This is a genomic window from Mesorhizobium sp. M0678 (genome assembly GCF_040320505.1).
Classification (GTDB): domain Bacteria; phylum Pseudomonadota; class Alphaproteobacteria; order Rhizobiales; family Rhizobiaceae; genus Mesorhizobium.
In genome coordinates this window covers 453328-473705 of sequence record NZ_JAMYPT010000003.1, presented here as the reverse complement: position 1 = coordinate 473705, position 20378 = coordinate 453328, and the positions used below count along the sequence as shown (strand labels likewise).

The following is a 20378-nucleotide window of genomic DNA, read 5'->3' as shown; positions in this document are numbered from 1 at the left end:
ATGTGAAAGCAGAGAGCGCAACGTCGCTTTATTACCGACGACACGATGCGGTAACCGGCGCCTCGGTCACCGCCGCAAGCAGCTGCTTTGGGGGCGGACGCCGGAAGCCGTTCACTCCCATGACATAGGAGCCATATTCGAGCCTTATGTCGTCGAGGTTGACAAATTGACCGGCTACCTAGAGATCGCGCGCGCTCTCAAGCCAGGGGATATGTCACAGAATGAAAGGCGCTCGGCGCCAGGAACGGCGCGCAAGAAGACAGAGAGCAATCAGCAGGCGGCCCGCCGAGCGCGGCAGCATGGCCACTCGCACTTCCGCTTTGGTGTCGAAACCCGGCCGAATCCGGCTAACTGAGCCAATGGTGCGTCGCATTTGGGCATTGACAGGCGATGTACGCGGAAAGGCGAGCTGGCCGACCATGCACCAGGACATAGGTGGTTGAGCTTGTTCGGTAAGTGACAACAACGTACGTCCGACGTTCACTTTGTGAGGCATTCGCATCAGATTCGCGATAAACAGATAGCCAGTGCCGCCGACGCTATCCCTTGACCGCCGAGCCGACGATCGAATCCACAAAGAAGCGCTGCAGGAAGACGAAGAGCACCAGTGGCGGAAGCACGGCAAGCGTCGCGCCAGCCATCACCAGTCCCGTGTTGAGAGCGCCTCGATTGTAGCTGAGCAGGCGACTAAGGCTGATGACGATCGGATATTCGTGTGCATTGCCCTGTAGAACGGTCAGCGGCCAGAGATAGCTATTCCAGTGATAGACGAAGGCAAACAGCGCCAGTGCCGCGATTGCCGGCGCCACGCTCGGCGCGACGATCTTGAACAGGATCAGGAGTTCCGACGCCCCATCCATCCGCGCTGCGTCGATCAGATCGTCGGGCACGCCGGCTATGAACTGGCGCATCAGGAAAATGCCGAACGCATTGGCGAGATTTGGCACGATAATACCGGCAAGGCTGGCGTTCAGGCCGATTGATCCGACGAGACGGTAAAGCGGGATCAGCGTGACGATCGGCGGCAGGAACATGGTGGCGATCAGCACCGAAAACAGCAGTGAGCGGCCGGGAAAGTGATGCTTGGCGAAGGCGTAGCCAGCCATCATGCTGGTGACCAGAATGCCGGCGGTGGTGATCGTGGCGATCACGAGCGAATTCCACATCGAGCGGCCGACATTGATGACGCCGGACACTTTCTCATACGCTTCGAGGCTCGGCGTGCGCGGTATCCACACCGGCGGCACCTGCATGGTTTCGGCCGGCGTTTTCAGGCTGGAGAGCACCATCCACAACAGCGGGAAGGCGGAGGCCACGGCAACCAGCAGCATCAGCGTGGCGAGCAGCGCTCTGCGGCCCGCCAGGCGTTTGCGCGCCAACCGGCTCGATGCTGAGCGGCCCGGCGCGCTCATTCGTCATCCTTCCGGTTGGCGAATGCAAACAGCGCACACACAATGACGATCAGCGCCAGCATCAGCATCACTGCCATGGCCGAGCCCAGCCCGCCTTGTGCCCGCTCGATGCCGACTCGGCGGATATGGTAGGTCAGCACGTTGGTCGAGCCGACCGGCCCGCCTTGGGTGATCAGCGCCACCGGCTCGAACACCTGCACGGCGTTGATGATGGCAATGACGGCGCTGAACAAGAGCGTGCGGCTCAATAGCGGCAAGGTGATGAAGCGGAACTGTTCGCGCCGGTTGGCGCCGTCAAGCGTCGCCGCCTCGTAAAGACTGCCCGGGATCTGGGTCAGCCCGGCAACGGCCAGCACCGTAAAATAGCCGATCTGCTGCCAGACATTGAGGACGACGATCGAGATCAACGCCGATCTTGGCGAGGACAACCAGAGTTGCGGGCCGATTCCGGCGAGACCGAGCACCTGGTTGAGCGGCCCCTCGCTCGGCGAATAGAGCTTCGACCAGACCAGCGTCACGGCGATCATCGGCACCATGTAGGTGGAAAACAACACGGTCCGCAGCGCCGTGCCGCCTGCGACATCGCGCTGGTGGACCATCAAGCCGAACACTACCGAAAGGGGCAGGATGAGCATCACCGACAATGCCGTGTAGATGGCGGTGTTGAGCAGCGCTCGCTTGAAATCCCGCCCGACCGAGGTCGGCCCGAATATTTCGCGAAAATTGTCGAAGCCGATGAAGCTCGCATTGGAAAAAGGCGTCTGCGTCGACCAGTCCTGGAATGACAGCCAGATGGTGAGCAGCATCGGCAGCAGGATGAAAACGCCGATCAGTGTCACGGCGGGCGCCAGCATGATGCCCGCCGAGGCACGATAGGTTTTGATCATCGCTCTGCTTCCAAAGCGTCGGGCTCTCGAAACAGCGCCTTCGCTATTTGGCGGCACGCTCCAGGATCGAGACGGCATCGGCCTGCGCGTTCGCCTGCGCATCCTTGGCCGAGAGCTGCCCATACTGCAACGCCTCGAGCGTCTGCTGCAGCGATTCGCTGAACTCCTGGCCGCCCGGGACGACAGGGAAGGGCTTGGCGTCGGCAAGCACGCTGACATAGCCGGACAGGAACTCGGAACCGAGCTTGTCCTTATGGGCTTCGATGTCGGAGGTCCGCGTCGGCAGGATGCCCATCGACATCAGAATATCCGACATTGCCGATGCGCCGTTCTTGCCGGACTTCGGACTGTTCAGCCATACCAGGAAATCCCATGCCGCTTTTTGTTCGGCCTGACCGGCATTGGCGTTGACGACGGTCATCCATGAATAGGAGATCGAGTGCGGCTTGTCGCCGCTCGGACCGACCGGGATGGGTGCGGTGGCGATATTGGAGAACTTGTCGCCCATGCCGCTCTTCAATGCGCTTTCCCACCAGTTGGCCATGATGATCATGCCGGTCTTGCCGGAGACGAAATTGTCTAGGAAGGGGCCGGTTGTATTGGCGTCGGCCGTGGCCATCGCCGGATCGCTGGCGCCGGACTTGATCAGGTCCTCATAAAGCTGGAAAGTCTCGCCGGCTTGAGGACTGTCGAGCATCGGTTTGCCGTCCTTGACCAGCTCGCCGCCATTGGAGACCAGCAGCGAGGCGAAGGGATGGACGACGCCCGCCGCCCAGGAATTGATCATGCCGAAGCCTTGCTGGCCGGCATCTTTCCTGGTCAGCTTCTGGGCCGCATCCTTCAATTCGGACCAGGTCTTCGGCGCGGCTGTGATGCCTGCCCGTTTGAACAGCTCCTTGTTGTAGTTCAGCGCATAGACGTCGATCTCGTTTGGAATGCCGTAAAGCGTGGCGCCAACAGAGGCCGCACTGACGACACCGGCCGGCCACGCACTCTTGACCTCGCCGGCAACCGCATCGGGGGCCGGCGCGACCAGCTTGTCTCGCGCCAGTTCGGGCAGCCACAAATCGTAGATGCCGCCGATCGTCGGCCCGTCCGAGCTGCCGCCCTGGGAACGCAGTGTCGTCAGGAGATCGCCGAAAGGGACGGCGCGCACGGTGACGGTCACATCCGGATTGCTCTTGGCGTAGTCCTTGGCCGCGGCGTCCAGCAAAGCGACCGTTTCGGGCGACCAGTGGGTCAGATAGGAGATGTTGACCGATTGGGCCCAACCAACGGTGGGCGAGGCCAGCAACCCTGCAGCCAGTGCCAGTTTCGAGATCCAAGCCAAAGACATCCGACCCTCCGCATAGCCACACAGCGATGTCCATGACGTTATGACAACGTGAAGCAACGATGCAAGCGCTATCTTCGTGGGGAGCTCCTGCCGGTGTTGCGGCGTTTTCTTACTGCGGTCCACACAAGCATGCGAGATACCTCGTGAAAACAAGGAATTAGCTGATACAGTTCGAGCTGATTCTCCCCGGCCGGCCATGCCCGAACATACTGCAAGGCACTTGCGGCCGAAGTCATGTCGTTATAATGACACTGAGCCGCTGCAAAGGATGCCGATGTCGAATGGGAGACGGAGCATGGTTCATCGACACGCTGCGCTCAGCCCGATCGGCTTTGGCGCCGCGTGCACCGGGGTCTGTACCGCACTGCCGATCAGAGCCGACGACGCCGTGGCGTCGTGGAGCTGGCGCTCCGAGGACCGGGCGGTGGCCAATCGGAGCCGCTCTCGATGACACGCGTTCTGGCCATCGATCTTGGCGGCACCAATTTGCGCGCCGCAATCCATACCGGCGATGTTCGCTGGCTGGAGATGCTAAGCCGCGAGCCTGCGCCGGCAAGCCTTGATGCCTTCGTCGCCGGAATCGGTGCCTTGCGCGCCGAGGCCGGTCCGGTCGAGGCACTTGGCCTGGCGGTGCCGGGGCTTGTCGAGGGCTCGGTCTGCCGTTGGGTTCCGAACCTGCCCTATCTCGATGGTGTCGACGTCGCGACCTTATTTCCTCGTCTGTCTGTTGCCATTGGCAACGATGCGCAGATCGCCATGCTGGCCGAGGCGGTCGAAGGTGCCGCAAAAGGCCTGTCTGATGCCATCCTGCTGGCGATCGGCACCGGCATCGGCTCCGCCGTTCTGGCCAACAACCGCATCGTCGCCGGCGCACGGGGCGGCGCCTGCTCATTCGGCTGGGCCTGCGCCGACATCGAGGATGAAGGCGAGGACCGCAGCGGCTGGCTGGAGCGCTTCGCTTCCGGGCGGGCGTTCGACGCCGCGGCGCGCCAGATCGGGCTGGCCAATGGCGGCAGGCTGGTCGAGGCGGCCCGGGGTGGCAAGACGGCCGCACTTGACGCATTGGAGCTGCCGGCGCGCCGGCTGGGCACTGCCTTGGCGGGTGCGGTCGCGCTGCTTGACACCCAGGCGGTCCTGATTTCCGGCGGCCTTGCCGATGCGCTGGACGTGGTAGGGCCGCCGCTGCTTTCGGCTTTGCAGCGTCATCTGCCGCCGCATCTGCGCGATGTCGTTCTGCGGCCCGGCGAATTCGGCTCCCGCGCCGGTCTCGTCGGCGCCTCGCTGGCCGGTCTCGCCGGAGCACAGTGGAGGCAGATTAGATGAGCCAAGTCAGCTTCCAGCTGCCCGACCGCCGAAGGCCCGAGCCGCTCTGGTATCAGGTGGAAGAGGCCATCCGCGCCATCGTCAAGAGTGGCGAGTGGGCGACTGGTGACCAGATTCCGGCCGAAGACAGACTGTGCGCCCTGTTCGGGGTGAGCCGCATCACGCTGCGCCACGCGCTGCGCAATCTGGAGGAGCACGGGCTGCTCAGGCGCGAACATGGCCGTGGCACCTTCGTGCGCTCCACCACGCTGGTCGCTGGCACCCGCGAACTCACCAGCTTCACGCAGGAAATGGGCAATATGGGCGTGGTCGCCGGCTCGCGCTTGCTCGACTGCAGCCTGAGCACCGCCAATGCCGCTGCGGCCGGAGCGCTGGAGATCGAGGAGGGCGACCCGGTGGTGCGCATCCGGCGGCTCAGGCTCGGCAACAACGAACCGATCGGTATTCAGACTGCGCAACTCTCCGCCGCGCGCGTGCCCGGCTTTCTCGACGCCGGCCTGTTGCAGGGCTCGCTCTACGAAGCGCTGGAAGGCCATTACGGTATCGTGCCGGTCGCGGCACGCGAAAACTACCGTGTTGGCGCGGTCGGGGCGGCGGATGCCGAGTTGCTCGATCTGCCTGCGGGGAGTCCCGCTTTCGTGGTCGAGCGCATCACCACCGACGAGCGTGGCCCATTCGAATTCACCGTCTCGGTGATGCGTGGCGACCGCTACGAAATCCGCTCGACGCTGCGTGCCGGTCGCGCCGCGCCAACCGCAAGAAGCTGAGCCATACCCAAGCCGACCCATAACAGGAGTACCGACGTGTCCGATCTTTACATACCCCGCCTTGCCGCCCTCATCGAACAGGCCTCGAAAGCCAATGCCGAAGCCTTTGGCGAAGCGGCCAGCCGCTTTGCCGACACGCTCGAGAGCGGCGGGTTGGTTCATCTTTACGGCTCGGGCCACTCGGTGTTGCCGGTCCAGGAAGTGTTTCCGCGCTACGGCAGCTATGTCGGCTTCAATCCGCTGACCGACCCGCGTGTCATGTGGCATAACGTGCTCGGCGCCGGCGGCGTGCGCGAACTTCTGTGGCTGGAGCGGACCGAGAAATACGCCGAGAAATTCCTCGACCACCAGCCGCTGAACAAAGGCGATTCGATCATCATCTTTGGCCACAGCGGCCGCAATTCGTCCGGCATAGACACCGCGCTTTATGCGAAAAAACGCGGCATCTTCGTCGTTGCGATAACTAGCAAGAACAATCTCGACAAGCCGGCGACGCACTCTTCCGGCAAACGGCTTGCCGATGCCGCCGACCTTGTCATCGACACCTGCTCGCCGATCGAGGATGCCATCGTGCCGGTCGAGGGCTGGAGCCGGCCGGTCTCCGGTTCGTCGACCGTGCTTGCCATGATCCTGGCGCATGAGCTGATCGCCCGCACCGCCGAGGCGCTTTCGAAACGCGGTATCGAGCTGCCGGTTTTTGCCTCGCCGACAATTGCCGGCGTCACACTGCACGACACCGACGTCATCTATGGCGTCTATCGCGAGAGAATGCTCGATGCGCAGAAGAAGCACCTGCCGACCTTCCAGGCGACCATGCGCGGCGAATGACAACCGGGGAGGGCACGCAAAACGCTAGGACGTAGTGTTCTAGGCAAGCCGCTTGAATGGTTTGGCCGAGGACGTTTTCGACAATGTCCGCCAGCAGCCGACCTTCAGGTCGTCGCGTATCCTTCGACCGGCCGCGGCCGGAACTGGGACGGCAACTTGCAGGGATGGAGCGGTCGATAGCGCTTTCGCAGACTCGCGCCGGTGCCGCTACGTCCGCCACCTGGTGGCGTGCGGGGTTTCACCAACGCCGAAATACGCCTAGTCCGGCAAGCCCGCCAGACGCCAGCCATCGACAAAGGGCTGGGCAGCACTCATGCTACTAAATGGCAAGTTCGCTACTAGTTCGCCGATCGTCCAACCTGGATTGCCCGCAAGAAATAGGCGGGCTTCCTCCTGTGCATCAGGCAAGCGGCCGGCAAGGGCAAGCGCCGCAATCAGGTGCTCCCTCGAACCTGTCCCGTAGGTTTCTTCCCGGCTCAAGGACGAAACAGCTTCTTCGTAGTGACCGGCGGAAATTTGCGCCATTCCCATGATCCAGAAATACCAACCGGGTGGACGAGGATTTAAACGCAGCGCCTCTGCACAAGCGGTCAGCGCCGCTTCCGGCTTGCCTAAGTAGATTTGAAGCTCCCCCATCCATGCAACCGCATCTGCATTGTTGGGATTTAGCCGAACGGCAGCATCGAATTGGAATTTTGCTTCATCCCAATTGCGCTCATTAAGCTGAACGCAGCCCAGGATCCTGCGAGCGTGGGAATCGCCAGGATCGATTTCCACGGCCCGTTGTGCGTGCATCAGAGCCCTTGCGCGGCCGGGTATCTGTGGTTCGCCCCAAATAATCCAGCCAAATAGCAGTGAGATGGCAAGATTGCTGTGCGCTTCGCAGTAGTGTGGATCGATCTGAACGGCACGTTCCAAATCAGCACACGCCTCACTGTTGTCTGATCTGGAAATGTTCCATTTGCCTCGCGACCTAACACAAAGATCATAGGCTTCGAGACTTGACGGTCGAAAACGGGTAACAATATTCCTTTCACTAAGCTTGCCAGAAATCGCTTCAACAACGCGTCGCGTGACCTCGTCCTGAACGTCGAAGATGTCGGCGATTTCGCGGTCGAAACGCTCGGCCCAGACGTGATTGCCGCCTTCCGCCGCGTTGATCAGCTGCACATTCACACGCAAACGCTTGACGGACCGCCTCGCGCTGCCCTCAAGTATGTACTTGACTCCTAGATCGCGAGCGATCTGACGGACATCACTAGGCTTGCCCTTGTAGGCGAAGGTGGAGTTACGGGCGATTACGAAGAAGCCCGGTACATTGGAGAGATCGGTGATGATGTCCTCTGTCAGGCCGTCGGTAAAGAACTCCTGTTCGGCGTCGCCGCTCATGTTGATGAAGGGCAGCACGGCGATGGACGGCTTGTCGAGAAGGGCGAGCGGAGCCGGTGTGGCTCCGGTTAAGACAGGTGGCTCGCGACGCGCAGGCGCACCGACCTCCAGCGCATAGACACGCATCGGCTCAGCAATGTTCTTAAGGACTCTCTCGCCGAGATCACAAATCGCGAGGTCGAGCCGGCTCCGCACCTGACGGTAGGCATCTTCGGACAGGCAGATGGTGCCTGGTTTCGCTATGCCCTCCAAACGAGCAGCGATATTGACGCCATCGCCCATCAAGTCGCCATCCGCTTCCTCGACAACATCGCCGATATGAATACCGATGCGCAGTTCAATTCGACGCTCTGCCGGCAATCCGGAATTGCGCTCAGTCATCCCTGCCTGCAGCTCCATAGCGCAGCGGACCGCGTCAACGCCGCTCCGAAACTCGCACAGCACGCCATCGCCGGTGCTCTTTACGACCCGACCCCGATGAACTGCGATGGTCGGATCGACGAGGTCGCTTCGCAGCGTGCGGATGCGAGCGAGCGTACGATCCTCGTCACTCGCCGTCAGACGGCTGAAGCCGACGATGTCCGCCACCAGGATTGCCGCGAGCTTGCGTACTTCGGTCATTGCATGCCCATACCCGAACCTATCACAGCTGCGGACGGATGCCGCGCAGTTTGTGGCCAGCGAGATACCCTCCAATCAGTTCCGCATACGGACGAAGAAGCACAGCTTTGGATAGTGAACGGAATGACCGCTCAACGCGTCACCCTGGACGCCGAGGCGACCCGCGCGATCTGGCAGGCTGAGATGGGAGCCGCGCGCACCAGGATTGACAGGACCGGGGACCGCTTCGGCCTGAAGCCGGAGTATCTGGCCGCCGACAGCGCCTATGGATCGGCGGCGAACCTCAGGCGCGCGACGAGTTCCTCCTCGCCGCTACCACTGTTCACCCTGAGCCGAGAAGATCGCAATCGGCTGGAGAACCGACCCGCAGTTTTGGACAGCTCGATCAGCCGACGTCAGCCGTCTGGTTTGAGCGGTTCGTGCTCAATTACCTGGACAATGTCGGTAAGCTCGATTTCCGGTAATGCTCGCGCATCCCACGCAGCATCATGTCATCCGGCCACTCGGCCGATTTTCTGAGACAGGCAGCTCCGATGCTAGCTGAATATCCGCGCATTTTAAGACGTTAACGACAGCGGATTTGCTCGCGTCATCATCGCAGACATACCGCATCGGACCGGGAACGATGCGGACCTTGCGAAACCGGATGGTCGACGTCTTCTCATCGCTCATAATCAGCGGGAATAGTCGGCTTACGACACCGAGCGTCTGCATGGGTCTCGCGCCGCGATGCAAGGCCAGGAAAGCCTTACGCCAGATCAGTTTGTGAAAAGTCATTGCCCTTGTAAAGCAGGGCAAGCCGGTGAGCCTTCGCGCAAGCGTAGGCAAAACAATCGCCGAAATTGAGATCGGCTTTGTGCCCGACTGCTTTGCCGTATTTCATGCTGGCTTCGATCGCCCGGTCGCCGATGTCGCCGGATATCATGATTTCCTTGCCGGCGATCTCGATCAAAAAGGCGTCGACAGTATCACGGGCTTGCGCCAGCATGTTGGCCGTGGGCTTGGCGTTCTTTTTGATGGCTTCGGCCGACGCTCGCGCGAGACCCTGGACTGCCTCGAACCGGACGAGCGGGGAGATATACAGCGGCTTGGTCGCGGCCGCGAGCCGCTTTTCCAGTTCTTCCGCGCCAGATTCCTCGTTCAGGATGGCAACGATCACAGAGGCATCGACGAACATCAGTCGTCGCTCCACATTTGGTCGGTGAATTTCTTCATATCGAAATCAGGGTTGGCCGGCCCGATCCGCCGCGCCATTTCCTTGACTTTGGCAAGTCTCTCGCGCAGCGGGACGCTGCCGCGGTTGCGCTCGATCTCATGGCGCAAGGCGGTTCTGACGGCCTCGGTCTTGCTGCGCGCGTTGGTAATGTGCTGCAGCTCGACGGCCATGGCGTCGACGTCGGGATCGCGAATGAAGAGCGGCATTTTGTATATCCTCATGAGTGATATATGTATATCATACCGGAGATATACTCGCCAGCGAATTCGCGAGCGGCGGTTTTGATAAGGAGGGAAGGGAGGAATGCAGCTCGCGAAAATCCGTCGGGATGACACCTAGGCCTCCCCAGCAGTATTAGTTCACAAGCAGGTCGGCACCCCTGCGATCCGCTGGATCCGGTCAGCGTGTGCTTCGGGTTCGGGGTGCAAGATCAGGCGGTGCCATTTGCACGGATGGCGGCGAACCAACCACCACGGCAGGGGCGCCAGATTGCTCACCACGTTGGCTCTCTTCTTCGCGGCTCATACTTTGGTGAGCAGCTTGCATCTCCGGAACGGTGAAAACCGGCACCTCGCCCTTGAAACCCTGGAGTTCAAAGGCGCCCGCCTGGACGACCGGCATCGGCGCTCCTGCCGCAAAGCCGGGACCAAGCACCAGGGGGATGCCCAGCTTCTTGGTCGTCGACTCGAGCCGAGCCGTGCGGTTCACCGGAGAGCCGATCGCGGTGTAATCGAAACGCCGTTCGGAGCCGAAATTGCCTACCGAGCAGATGCCCGTCTCGATGGCGACGCCGATTGCGATGGAGGGGTGGCCGTCCGCGCTGAAGGCGGCGTCTTCGCGCTTCACCCGTTCGATCAGGGCAAGCCCCGCGTCGAGCGCGCGCTCGCGATGGTCCGGCTGATTAAGCGGCGCGTTCCAGAAGGCGAGCACCGCATCGCCCATGAACTTGTCGATGGTGCCGTCGCGCTTGAGGATCTCATCGGTCGCAATGCCGAGGAAGTGGTTGACCACCTTGGCGATTTCCTGGGTATCGAGTTGTTCGCTCATCGTCGTGAAGCCGCGTATGTCGCTGAGCAGAATTGTGATCTCGCGCTTCTCGCCGGACAGGATCGCTTCGGTGTCCGAGCTTGCGAGGCGCTGCACCACGGAAGGCGACAGATACTGGGAGAACTGCCGTGCCAGGGTGGACCGGCGCTGCTCGCTGCGCCTGTAGAGGACATAGCCTTCGAAGCCGGCTACCAGGATCGTTGCAAGCGCCGGCTGCAGCGGGTCATAGAGTGCATCCTGCAGGCTGTATTCGAGAGCGCCGAACACGAACGGCGTGACGGCCAGCAGCGCGAGAGCCACGGCACCAAGCACGACACGCCCGGCGAGCACTCCGGAAAGTCCGATGAAAACGATGGCGCTGAGGACAAACCAGAGCCGCTCAAGCGTACGTGCGTGCGTTGGCTCTGCAAGGTAGCGCCCGGCAAGCAACTGGGCGATTGCATCGGCGTGGATGTCCGCGCCTGGTCGCGCTGGACGCGTCGGGGTGGGCAGATACTGCGTCAGTCCCACGGCCGACAGATCGACAATAGCGATGGCCTCCCGCAGCCGCGGATCGCCATGGCCCGAAAGGATAGTGCTGGCAGATATACGCGGCGTATCGGTGGCGGTTTCCCAGAGGCGGATGCTCCCCTCCGGCTCGAGCGGCACAATGGCGCCGGCCATCCTGAGTGCGTCGAACCCGGCTGCATTCATCCGGGCTATGTAACCGTCCTGTCCGGCGTAAAGGCGCAGGAGCTCGAGTGCGAAGGACGGCCACAGCTGCACGCCTTGAGCGGTGTTGCGAAGCCACAGCAGCGGCACATGGCGCAGTACGCCGTCGGGATCGGGCAAGGTGCGAATCACGCCGAGGCCCGCGGCGGCGTTCGAGAATTCGGCAAGCGAGCCGGTCAGGCCGGTGAAGCCGGGAAGTGTGTCGGGTACCTGCCCGACGATCGACCAGCCGGCTTTGGGTTCTGCTTCTGAAACCGTCGCCTCATTGCCTAGGCTGACGGCAAGCGCCGTTCGATTTTTCGCCAGCGCCGCTGCCAGGCGCTTGTCTCCGGCGATGCCCTCAGGCGAGGTGTCGGCCTCGGGGAGTACCAGCGCAAGCCCGACCACCGCCGCGCCGGATTCGGTGATGCCATCGACCAGATCGGCCAAGAGGCCACGGTTCCAGGGCCATCGCCCATGTGCCTTGAGGCTGGCGTCGTCTATCGAGACGATCACGACAGGATTGCTCGTCGCCTGGCGTGGGGCGAGAAACTGGTAGAAGTCGTACGTCCGCTCACGCAGGCGCGACAACGGCCCGTCAAAAGCCAAATGGCAAGCGAGCAGCAGGAGCACGACCGCAAGGCCGGATATTTTGCGCCTGCCAGCTTGCCGCCAATCAGCCCAGCGCCAACCGACCAAAAGGCTCATGTCGTGCGGCCAGGCCTAATTGCAGTAGTAGCAGCAACCCTCACCCTCACACTCGCCCTTATCCACGCCCCCGCCCACAGGTGGCGTTAGGCTGTCGGGGAACTCCATGACCACTCCTGGCAATGCGCCGTCCGTGGACTCGCAGACTTTGAGCGAGCCGCCGAGTGCCGACGCACAAATCGCGCTTACGTCCAATCCAGGACCCGGTGCGCCTGGCAGGCCGGTGCCGGCTATCCGGTCGATGCTGTCCAATATCGGGAAGGTGTCGATTCCGCCGTAGCCGGTCAGCAGCTTGCCATCTTCCGATGTGCAGGCGTAGCCCGGGTTTGTGATGACCAGCCGTTTGCCATTGATCGTGCAGGTCATGCGGCCGGCGCGCAGTATGCCGACGGTCTGGCCGGCTGCCACCAGCACTTCGATGATGCCGCCTCTCGCCCCGAGCACCATGTGCGGCGTCGCAACCTGCATGACGCCCCCTTTCGAAACCTGGCCGCCGTAGAAACGGGCCAGGCCGCTGTTCATGCCGATGTCGATCTTACCCGATCCGGAGCCTGGATTGTAGACGAATTCATCGATCGTCAGGCTGGTGTTCGGACCAATCTTGGCGCTCGATTCATCCCGGAACACCAGCATTCCAAGACCGGTGGGATTGCTGCGCAGCTGGTCGCCGAGTTCGACGCCGGCACCAACGTTCATTGTCCCGCCGTTGTTGCGGACGATGTTGGTCTGATAGGCCGTCATCGACCCGACCGTCTCAGCGGCGGATGGTGCCGCGAAGGCAAGGCAGGCGATAAAAATGGCGATCTGACGGTACGGGGTCCTCATCGCGGCCTCTTTCAATTGAGCGTCAACGTATAGCTCATGAGCATTTCGAACGATTTTCGGTCGCGGTTGGCGATGTCGAAGTTGGTTTCGCGATAGGCGAGATCGACGCTGATCTTCTGCGCCTCCGTCAGCTGAAAATCGCTTTCCGAGGCAATGCGCCAGAAGTCGCTCTTGATATTTGTGCCGATGCCGACAGACAGATCGGGAGTGTCGCTGTGGCCGGCCGAGAAGGCGATCTGGTGCGACCATGCGAAAAGATCCGGTACGTTCATCAACAGGCCGCCATAGCGGACCTCGCCTGTGTAGCTGCGGCCGATTTCGCCAGATCCGGAGGCGAAGTCATTCGAGCCGACAAAGCGCAGTCCGAGCGCCTGGCCATTGCGGAAGCGGTAGCTGCCGCCTGCGTCATAGAAGACCCTGCTATCGGCGAAAATGCCTTGCGAGGCGCTTAGATCGATGTAGCCGCCACCGGCGAAGAGCGTCGTCTCAACCGTCGGGCGAACGAGGAAGCGTCCACTGACGCCGATGCCGGTCTCGTGGATATCGCTGTCGAAACGATCCGTAACTGCGAACGCCGAAAGCAGCAGGCGCAGCGAATCGATCCCACTGTTCGGCAAGCCCTTGTCCCAGGTGATTGCGGCGTTGCCGTGGATGAAGGTCTCCTCGCTACCCGGAACCGACAGGTCTTCCGTGAAAAAGCGCTGTGTCGCCGTCAACGACCCTGAAAGGACGAGAGCGTCGGCACTTGGCGTGCCGAGGTCCCACCGGACAAAGCCTTCCGCCCGCCCATAGGGCGAGACGAAGCTGTCGTCGTCCTGCGCCCCGCCTGGCTCAAAATCGGTGAATGCGCTGAACACGCCGCCGGTCAGGGCGAGTTCCCAGGTGACGCCACGCAACGCGCGCTCGATGCGGGCGAGCAGGCGAACGGCTTCCTGCTGCTCACTTGCGGTCAGGCCGCCGACTTCGATGCCGTACTGCACCTGCCGCCGGGCCAATTCATAGGAGCCGACATGGTAGTACAACCGGCTGGCCGCCAGCCGGGCGCGCGCATCGCGGGGATATTTGATCAGATACTGCTCGATTGAGGAGATCGCCTGATCGTATTGTCCCGCGTTGACGGCAACTGTGACGAACTGGGCGAGCGTTCCGTTGTCGGCCGGACTGGCGATGCGGGCCGAAAACGCATCGTCATAGGCCGAAAAAAGACCCTGCGCGCCGGCCGGCAACAAGCCGCTATAAAGCAGCGCGGCGCAGCCGACGATCGTTCGAAACGAAGATTGCATGCCGAGAACCCACCCCAAACCCGACCAGTGCGAAGGACTTAGCACGACCACAAGAAAAAAAGCGACTGAACTTTGACGAAATCGTCCGAGTTTTCAACAGCTGTTGCAGCCGCGCAACAAACCATCGGAGTTATTCCTATTCCGGCTGCGCCGGTTGTAAGAAATCTTCTCAGCGTTGCAGTAACGATTGAAGTATTCGGCACCAGTGGCAACTAAATCAAATCATCATCAGTGGCGGATCGCACAGCCGACAAGATTAATATTGTTTGCGCGATTCTGCGCGTATCTGGTCACCGAATGAGGCTTCAAGGTCACCCACGGCTCATCCAAAGGTCTTCCGTCGCGTTGCGCAAGCGGTCGGAGATCTGCCGCGAGGTGCTTCTCACGACGCGTTCGCGATGCGGCACGGCTCTTGCTATTTCGTTGGACGCGACGAGGTCAGCTTATAGGAACCCCATCTCCCCATGGACGCGTCACCGGACGCGCCTTGCTACAGCACGAGCATGGTGGCCAGCCCCAGCATCAGGCCCATGCCTACGATATCGGTCACGGTGGTGAGGAAGATCGCCGAGGCGACCGCCGGATCGGCGCCGACCCGGCGCAGGCCCAGCGGGATCAGCACGCCGGAGATTCCAGACATGAGGCACGATCCGGACATGGCGAGCAGGATCACAAGTGCCAGCATTGGCGCCTGGGCCGCCGACTCCGGTTGCCGCGAGGCGTAGAACCACATCGCCGCAGCCGCCACAAGACCGACGAGCACGCCGTTGGCGATCCCGAGCGCGCCCTCCCGCATCACCAGGTGCAGCTTCGGTCGTTTGTCCACATCCCCCAGGGCAAGGCCACGCAGCGTCATAGCGAGTGCCTGGCAGCCGGTGTTTCCGCTCTGCCCGGCCAAGACCGGGAGGAACGCCGCCAGGGCGACGATCTTCTCGATCGTGCCTGTGAATGAACTGACCACGAAAGCGGCCATGAAGGCCGTCAGCAGGTTCAGCTGCAGCCACGGATGACGCTTCAAGAAGGCTGAAAACAGCGGCGTAAAAGAACGCTCCTCCTTCTGGACACCCACCATCTGGCCAGACTGGGCGGAAATCTCGATGATTTGCTGCTCGAACAAGCGCCAGCCGCGAACCTGCCCGAGCAGCTTGTTCTCCGCGTCCACCACCGGATAGACAGGGTACTGACGGCGTACTGCTGCCTTGCAGGCGTCGCTCAAAGACAGACCGACATTAAGGGCGAACGGCCTGGGCAGCATGATCTGATCCACCGTCGCGTCCGCTTCGCTCAGCATCAGATCGCGCAGGACCACCAGGCCAACCAGTTTATTGCCCTCGTCCGTGACGTAGAGATAAGTGAGCTCGGTCGGCACCTGGGCGCGTCTGACCGCCTCCACTGCGGCGGCAACCGTCGTCGCGACAGGAACGCTGGCGGGAATCGGGTCCATCAGCTCGACGAGCGAGTCGGGGACCGCGAAATCCTTGCCACCGCCATGAGACCTGATGGGCCGCATATGCGGTGGCAAATGCTCGGCCACCTTACGGGCGTGCCCGTCCGGCAACAGCTTTAGTGTGTCGCGGATGAACTCGGGAGATTCTCGGGCCAGCAATTCAGCCGCGTCATCAGGTGCTCGAGCACGCAGCGTCCGCACCAACTTCTGAACGTCGTTCTCTTCCTTCATCTGCCGCCGCCCCCAAATTGCTAGTGTCTTGCCTCTGACAGTATGACACGGATCGGATCGCTCTGTCTGGCGCGCAGTGGCCCAAGCGCCTCGATCCCGAAATCTTCGCCTCTCGGGCGCCGAGTGGACCGAACCCAGACAGATCTGAGCCGTTGCGTGGGTGCATACAGGCGGGCTGTAACGTCAGAGTGTCGCCGAGAATTTGACGTGTTGCGAACTTCACCGGTCTTTAGGGCTTTGCGAGCACGCCGCAACAATGAAACTTAAACCCGGAAATTCTGCAGAGGCAGGGTCTCCGGCGTTCGAATTGATTGCCTCATCCGGCGCATCTTAGCAGTTTCACCAGCTATTGACGCCACGGCCGGTTAAGATCTGCGACTGCTTGCACAGAAGGATGTGGAGCACGAGCTCCTTCGAGGACGATTTCATGACGGTCTTGCACCAAGGCAAAAACTTCGGCAAGTTCGTTGCGTCTTGGGAGAGGGCAACAACAATGAAATTATCTCGCGTAGGCATGATGCCGGTCGCGGCAATGGTGATTTGCGCAAACTCGTTCGTTCCAACCGCCGCCCGCGCTAACTCGGTTGCCTTCGATTATGGATATCAGATGGCGGCTTATTTGTTTTGCTCTCAATCGATCTATAACGACAGACGTTTTGGCGACTTTCTTGTTGAGGGTGGGAAGTATGACAAAACGAAAGAGTACAATCGTGGCGTTGCCGCTCTGAAAGCCGCGCTCAAAGGCCCCCACCCTAGGAAAGTGTGCTTCGATGCCGCCCGCGCCAGCGGTTGGTGGACCGACCGCTGACGGCTTTCGAACTCGGTCTTTAGTTGGTTGCTTATCGGCTTCGGCTCACCGCCAATCGGCAGGCCGTCGAAGCCGTGCAACCATGCCTCGGCACGCTCGCTGTCGCGGCGCTGGCAATCCGGCTCCACGATTGACGTCCAGGGACGGATCTCGAAAGCTGGCGACTCGGATGTGCGGCGTGCGCTCTGCGAGGCGGTATCGGGTCTGGTGATCCGCTTCAAGGGCAGGGACAAGGTCAAGAGCTGGGGTGAGGCGACCGCCAAACGCTCCTGCCACCGCAGAGCCAGCGTCGCGGTGGTCCCGCAAGCTGGCGGTGATCATCATCGCCTTTGAGAACCTCTTCGCCAAGGAACCGGGTCAGTGCCGGCAGACCCCCGGCCGAGGTGGCGCAGACGGTTAAGGCGGTCGGCCATCCGAACTTGGTGGCGCTTATCGATTTCCGTCACGCCTATATTGAATCCACCCATCGCGGCCTGAACTTCCGCGAGCAGCTGCGTGCCATGGCGCCGGTGGCGGGGCACCTGCATGTCCATGATTCCTTCGGGGCGCCCGTCTCAATCGAACCTACCTCCCGCAGGAGGATGCAGCACGAGGTTTGGGCGACCTGCACATGCCGCTCGGCTGGGGCCATATCGACTGGGATGACGTCTTCAGTGAGTTGGTCTTCTTGCCGGGACCGTCCTAGATCTAATCATGGAAATCGGACCCGCTATCGCAATGAGCAGCCTAACAGCCTGGCCCGGGCAAAAACCTTATCGCCTTGAACAATCGCGCTGAGCGCGGAGCGGCGGAGTAGGGTCGGAACCGGCGGAAACTGACACCCCGCTTTGGAACAAACCGGTGCTTGAACAAGGAGGAGCGGTGGACCGGCTCGACGGTCCGCCGTTCCGGGTCGTTCAGATCACAAGGAATGAACCTGCCGTAAGCGACAGACCTGGAGAGAGAGTGGCGAACTGTATTTGAGATGCGCCGCCGATCCCGTCGCTATCGAAAGAGAGCGCTCCGGTTGAGCTGTTGTAGATAATATGGTCGGAGCTGTCATGCGCACCCGTACCAGCAAAGAAAGCGTCGGATGAAAGGCCTCCAAGCTTAAGCCCGGCAAAAACCGCGTCGTCGAGCTGGATCTTGTCCTGAAGCTTGTTGAAGTCGGTGACCTTGTCGATATTGCCGGCTCCAAGAGCGCTGTTGAACACGAAGGCATCATTGCCTCCGTTACCGGTCAAGATGTCGGCACCGCCGCCACCATTGATGATGTTCGCGCCGGCGTTGCCCTGGATGGTCTGGCCGAACTCGTTGCCGCTGAGGTTCATTGCCGTCGTGCCGGATGGATACCTCGTAGCGAGAAGCTCGACCTCCGAGCCGGCCGCAAGCGCATAGCTCACTGTCGTGGCTATGTTGTCGCGCCCGCCGCCTACCGCCTCGATCACTCTGTCGCCGACATTGTCGACATAGTAGCCGTCGCTGCCGCCATTGCCGACCATCGTGTCGGCACCACCGAGGCCATTGAAGACATTGCTACCGGAATTGCCCTGGATGGTCTGGGCGAACTCGTTGCCGTTGAGGTGGACCGGCGCCGTGCCGGACGGATTGCTGGTGGCGAGAAGCTCGATCTGCGAGCCGGCGGTAAGCGCATGGCTCATCGAAGTGATCACCTTGTCGGTGCCGCCGCCTACCGCCTCGATCGCTTTGTCGCCAGCATTGTCGACATGATAGGTGTCGTTGCCGCCATAGCCGATCATGGTGTCCGCGCCGCGTCCGCCGTTGATGACATTGGCGCCGGCATTGCCCTGGATGGTCTGGGCGAACTCGTTGCCCGTCAGATTGATCGCCGTCGTACCGGACGGGTTCGTGGTGGCGAGGAGCTCAATCTGCGAGCCGGCCGAAAAGACATAGCTCACCGAGGCGAGCACCTTGTCGGAGCCGCCGCCAGCGGCCTCGACCACTTTGTCGGCAGCATTGTCGACATAATAGGTGTCGTTGCCGCCATAGCCGGTCATGGTGTCGGCGCCACCGCCGCCATTGATAACGTTCGCGCCGGCATTGCCCTGGATGGTCTGGGCGAACTCATTGCCGGTGAGGTTGATTGCCGTCGTGCCGGACGGATTGTTGGTGGCGAGAAGTTCGATTTCCGATCCGGCCGCAAGCGCATGACTTACGGAGGCGAATGCTTTGTCGGTACCGCCGCCCGCAGCCTCGATCTCCTTGTCGCGGATGTCATCGACATAATAGGTGTCATTGCCACCATAGCCGATCATTGTGTGGCCGCCGGCCCCGTGAAACACATCGTCGCCGCTGGTGCCATACAAGGTGTCGCTTGTGTCGACGGGAGGCGGAGTGGTTCCCGTCGTTGCAAGGTTGTGTTCCCGGAAAACGGCCTGCAGTTCCGAAGAGCTCTCCAACGCTGTGTCGCCTCGCTGCGAACCCCAGGCGTATGCGTAGTCGAAGGCGGGTGACGGAACCAGCTTGGCCCAGTGGTCCATCATGGTTTCCATCTGGGCGGCGGTGGGCACGACATATTTGCCACCCATATCGGTGTTATACTCGCCGCCTCCAAACGCCTGGTAGCCCGGAACGATCTGGCTCGTCGGGATGCCCGATGCCTGAGCGGCAGCGACGAATTTGTCGATCATGTTGTAGTCGACCGGGCCATCCGTGCGGACCGGATAGACATCTATGCCGTAGTAATCGATACCGGTATTGGCGGGATTGTACGTGCCTCTGAAATCCGGATTCGCCGACGTCCCCAAGCTCATCATTGTGATGTAGGTCTTGGCGCCTGGAAAATGCTCATGGATCCAGTCGGATTCTGCCTTCAGATTTGCGGCAGAGGCGTAGGTGCCCCATTGGCCGGTGGGATCCGGCTCGTCAACCAGGAAGAATCCAAATACGTTCGGATTGCCGAGGAAAGGAGTAACCTTGTCGATAAAGGATTGGGTTACTCCGTTGGCCTCGTCGAGGTAGACCAAGCCTTTCATGCCCTCTGGCAGCTCGTTGACCTGGTCAACATATTGCACGCTAGCCAGATTGAATCCGGCTTTTGCAATGTCCGTGCCGGATCCGCCCGACGTGTAATGGAGAGTCGCCATCCATAATCCCTCATTTTGATTCGATAGCGCCCCGCGGATGCCTGCCTACTAGAAGGTGTATATTAGCGCCAAATCACATACCTGCACGCCCTGATAGAATGATTGATCGGCGGCAGGATTCTCACGTTGCGGCGAAAAATATACTTACGGATAGTCGACATTGTGCGGTAAAAGCAAATTGCTCTTCAGAGATGCCCACGTTGTTTTCCGAGAGATGCTTATTGATATTTCAACGACACTCTACATGTTGCTGACAGCACAAGATAAATGATCGCTGTCGTTAAAAAAGAAATTGAATTTTATTAAAATTTGTTTGATGATTGCGCTGGTTACTACTAGAGAGCGTTGGAAGTGCTGACTTACCTGAAGAACAGCGACAAAAAATCCGATGTTTTGGATTATAAAAGTCTCAAACTATAAGGTAGAACGCCCAAGCCGTGGCAGAAAAAATTGCTTTTCTCCACAAGATGCATT

15 protein-coding genes and 3 pseudogenes are annotated in these 20378 nt (G+C 60.9%); 7 read left to right on the top strand and 11 right to left on the bottom strand.

The features are described 5' to 3' along the window. Positions 1–539: 539 nt before the first annotated feature. From NKI29_RS08820 to NKI29_RS08810, 3 genes are read right to left on the bottom strand one after another with little or no spacing between them, the layout of a single operon-like run. A complete protein-coding gene (locus NKI29_RS08820; RefSeq protein ID WP_352745356.1) occupies positions 540–1412 on the bottom strand; it encodes a carbohydrate ABC transporter permease in 873 nt (290 codons plus the stop codon). Then, on the bottom strand, positions 1409–2299 hold the full coding sequence (locus NKI29_RS08815; RefSeq protein ID WP_023678713.1) for a carbohydrate ABC transporter permease: 891 nt from the start codon (positions 2297–2299) through the stop codon (positions 1409–1411). Before NKI29_RS08815 ends, NKI29_RS08820 begins: the two co-directional genes overlap by 4 nt. A gap of 43 nt (positions 2300–2342) precedes the next feature. After that, positions 2343–3635 (bottom strand): ABC transporter substrate-binding protein, encoded by a 1293-nt coding sequence (locus NKI29_RS08810; protein ID WP_023678714.1) that lies wholly within the window; start codon positions 3633–3635, stop codon positions 2343–2345. Positions 3636–4082: 447 nt separating this feature from the next. Here NKI29_RS08810 and NKI29_RS08805 point away from each other — a divergent pair, with 447 nt between their 5' ends. Genes NKI29_RS08805 through NKI29_RS08795 form a run of 3 tightly spaced genes read left to right on the top strand, consistent with a single transcriptional unit; the run spans position 4083 to position 6553 of the window. Further along, entirely contained in the window at positions 4083–4958 is an 876-nt protein-coding gene (locus NKI29_RS08805; protein ID WP_352795950.1) for an ROK family protein, read from the top strand. Further along, entirely contained in the window at positions 4955–5725 is a 771-nt protein-coding gene (locus NKI29_RS08800; RefSeq protein WP_352795949.1) for a GntR family transcriptional regulator, read from the top strand. The genes NKI29_RS08805 and NKI29_RS08800 overlap by 4 nt, the downstream gene beginning before the upstream one ends. Positions 5726–5761: 36 nt before the next feature. Then, entirely contained in the window at positions 5762–6553 is a 792-nt protein-coding gene (locus tag NKI29_RS08795) for a sugar isomerase domain-containing protein (protein WP_352795947.1), read from the top strand. Between the two features lie 258 nt (positions 6554–6811). On the opposite strand, the gene NKI29_RS08790 is transcribed toward NKI29_RS08795, so the two are convergent. Next, positions 6812–8563 carry an adenylate/guanylate cyclase domain-containing protein gene (locus tag NKI29_RS08790; RefSeq protein WP_352795945.1) on the bottom strand — a complete coding sequence of 584 codons (1752 nt, stop codon included), beginning with the start codon at positions 8561–8563 and terminating at the stop codon, positions 6812–6814. A gap of 138 nt (positions 8564–8701) precedes the next feature. Between NKI29_RS08790 and NKI29_RS08785 the strand changes: the two are divergent. Continuing rightward, positions 8702–8848: pseudogene (locus tag NKI29_RS08785) on the top strand (IS5/IS1182 family transposase); the annotation flags it as partial. 463 nt (positions 8849–9311) lie between these two features. Here the strand turns inward: NKI29_RS08785 and NKI29_RS08780 are convergent. The 6 genes from NKI29_RS08780 to NKI29_RS08755 all read right to left on the bottom strand — a co-directional run bounded on the left by NKI29_RS08780 (position 9312) and on the right by NKI29_RS08755 (position 16010). Beyond that, the gene (locus NKI29_RS08780) at positions 9312–9740 is read right to left on the bottom strand and encodes a type II toxin-antitoxin system VapC family toxin (protein WP_352795943.1); all 429 of its coding nucleotides are present in this window, start codon (positions 9738–9740) and stop codon (positions 9312–9314) included. Continuing rightward, positions 9740–9985 carry a type II toxin-antitoxin system VapB family antitoxin gene (locus NKI29_RS08775; RefSeq protein ID WP_023678723.1) on the bottom strand — a complete coding sequence of 82 codons (246 nt, stop codon included), beginning with the start codon at positions 9983–9985 and terminating at the stop codon, positions 9740–9742. Before NKI29_RS08775 ends, NKI29_RS08780 begins: the two co-directional genes overlap by 1 nt. 193 nt (positions 9986–10178) lie before the next feature. Next, positions 10179–12224: a CHASE2 domain-containing protein gene (locus NKI29_RS08770; protein ID WP_352795941.1), complete on the bottom strand. Its 2046-nt coding sequence runs from the start codon at positions 12222–12224 to the stop codon at positions 10179–10181. A gap of 15 nt (positions 12225–12239) precedes the next feature. Further along, positions 12240–13049 (bottom strand): FecR family protein, encoded by an 810-nt coding sequence (locus NKI29_RS08765; protein WP_198023599.1) that lies wholly within the window; start codon positions 13047–13049, stop codon positions 12240–12242. Positions 13050–13060: 11 nt separating this feature from the next. Then, positions 13061–14332: a tetratricopeptide repeat protein gene (locus NKI29_RS08760; RefSeq protein WP_352795940.1), complete on the bottom strand. Its 1272-nt coding sequence runs from the start codon at positions 14330–14332 to the stop codon at positions 13061–13063. A 490-nt stretch (positions 14333–14822) separates the two neighbouring features. After that, positions 14823–16010, bottom strand: a complete 1188-nt coding sequence (locus tag NKI29_RS08755; protein ID WP_352795938.1) for a magnesium transporter — start codon at positions 16008–16010, stop codon at positions 14823–14825. A gap of 427 nt (positions 16011–16437) precedes the next feature. Here NKI29_RS08755 and NKI29_RS08750 point away from each other — a divergent pair, with 427 nt between their 5' ends. The 3 genes and pseudogenes from NKI29_RS08750 to NKI29_RS08740 all read left to right on the top strand — a co-directional run. Next, positions 16438–16818, top strand: coding sequence for a hypothetical protein (locus NKI29_RS08750; protein WP_352795936.1), 381 nt, complete (start codon positions 16438–16440; stop codon positions 16816–16818). A 102-nt stretch (positions 16819–16920) separates the two neighbouring features. Continuing rightward, positions 16921–17146 (top strand): annotated as a pseudogene (locus NKI29_RS08745) (transposase); the annotation flags it as partial. Continuing rightward, positions 17141–17582 (top strand): annotated as a pseudogene (locus NKI29_RS08740) (sugar phosphate isomerase/epimerase family protein); the annotation flags it as partial. The pseudogenes NKI29_RS08745 and NKI29_RS08740, both read left to right, overlap by 6 nt. A 132-nt stretch (positions 17583–17714) precedes the next feature. Here NKI29_RS08740 and NKI29_RS08735 read toward each other — a convergent pair. Continuing rightward, positions 17715–19904 (bottom strand): calcium-binding protein, encoded by a 2190-nt coding sequence (locus NKI29_RS08735; protein WP_352795935.1) that lies wholly within the window; start codon positions 19902–19904, stop codon positions 17715–17717. Between the last annotated feature and the right edge of the window lie 474 nt (positions 19905–20378).

Coding starts and splice junctions, on each gene's coding strand:
- NKI29_RS08815 (WP_023678713.1), bottom strand. CDS start 2,299: ATGATCAAAACCTATCGTGCCTCGGCGGGCATCATGCTGGCGCCCGCC.
- NKI29_RS08810 (WP_023678714.1), bottom strand. CDS start 3,635: ATGTCTTTGGCTTGGATCTCGAAACTGGCACTGGCTGCAGGGTTGCTG.
- NKI29_RS08750 (WP_352795936.1), top strand. CDS start 16,438: ATGACGGTCTTGCACCAAGGCAAAAACTTCGGCAAGTTCGTTGCGTCT.
- NKI29_RS08790 (WP_352795945.1), bottom strand. CDS start 8,563: ATGACCGAAGTACGCAAGCTCGCGGCAATCCTGGTGGCGGACATCGTC.
- NKI29_RS08755 (WP_352795938.1), bottom strand. CDS start 16,010: ATGAAGGAAGAGAACGACGTTCAGAAGTTGGTGCGGACGCTGCGTGCT.
- NKI29_RS08770 (WP_352795941.1), bottom strand. CDS start 12,224: ATGAGCCTTTTGGTCGGTTGGCGCTGGGCTGATTGGCGGCAAGCTGGC.
- NKI29_RS08800 (WP_352795949.1), top strand. CDS start 4,955: ATGAGCCAAGTCAGCTTCCAGCTGCCCGACCGCCGAAGGCCCGAGCCG.
- NKI29_RS08780 (WP_352795943.1), bottom strand. CDS start 9,740: ATGTTCGTCGATGCCTCTGTGATCGTTGCCATCCTGAACGAGGAATCT.
- NKI29_RS08775 (WP_023678723.1), bottom strand. CDS start 9,985: ATGCCGCTCTTCATTCGCGATCCCGACGTCGACGCCATGGCCGTCGAG.
- NKI29_RS08820 (WP_352745356.1), bottom strand. CDS start 1,412: ATGAGCGCGCCGGGCCGCTCAGCATCGAGCCGGTTGGCGCGCAAACGC.
- NKI29_RS08760 (WP_352795940.1), bottom strand. CDS start 14,332: ATGCAATCTTCGTTTCGAACGATCGTCGGCTGCGCCGCGCTGCTTTAT.
- NKI29_RS08805 (WP_352795950.1), top strand. CDS start 4,083: ATGACACGCGTTCTGGCCATCGATCTTGGCGGCACCAATTTGCGCGCC.
- NKI29_RS08735 (WP_352795935.1), bottom strand. CDS start 19,904: ATGGCGACTCTCCATTACACGTCGGGCGGATCCGGCACGGACATTGCA.
- NKI29_RS08765 (WP_198023599.1), bottom strand. CDS start 13,049: ATGAGGACCCCGTACCGTCAGATCGCCATTTTTATCGCCTGCCTTGCC.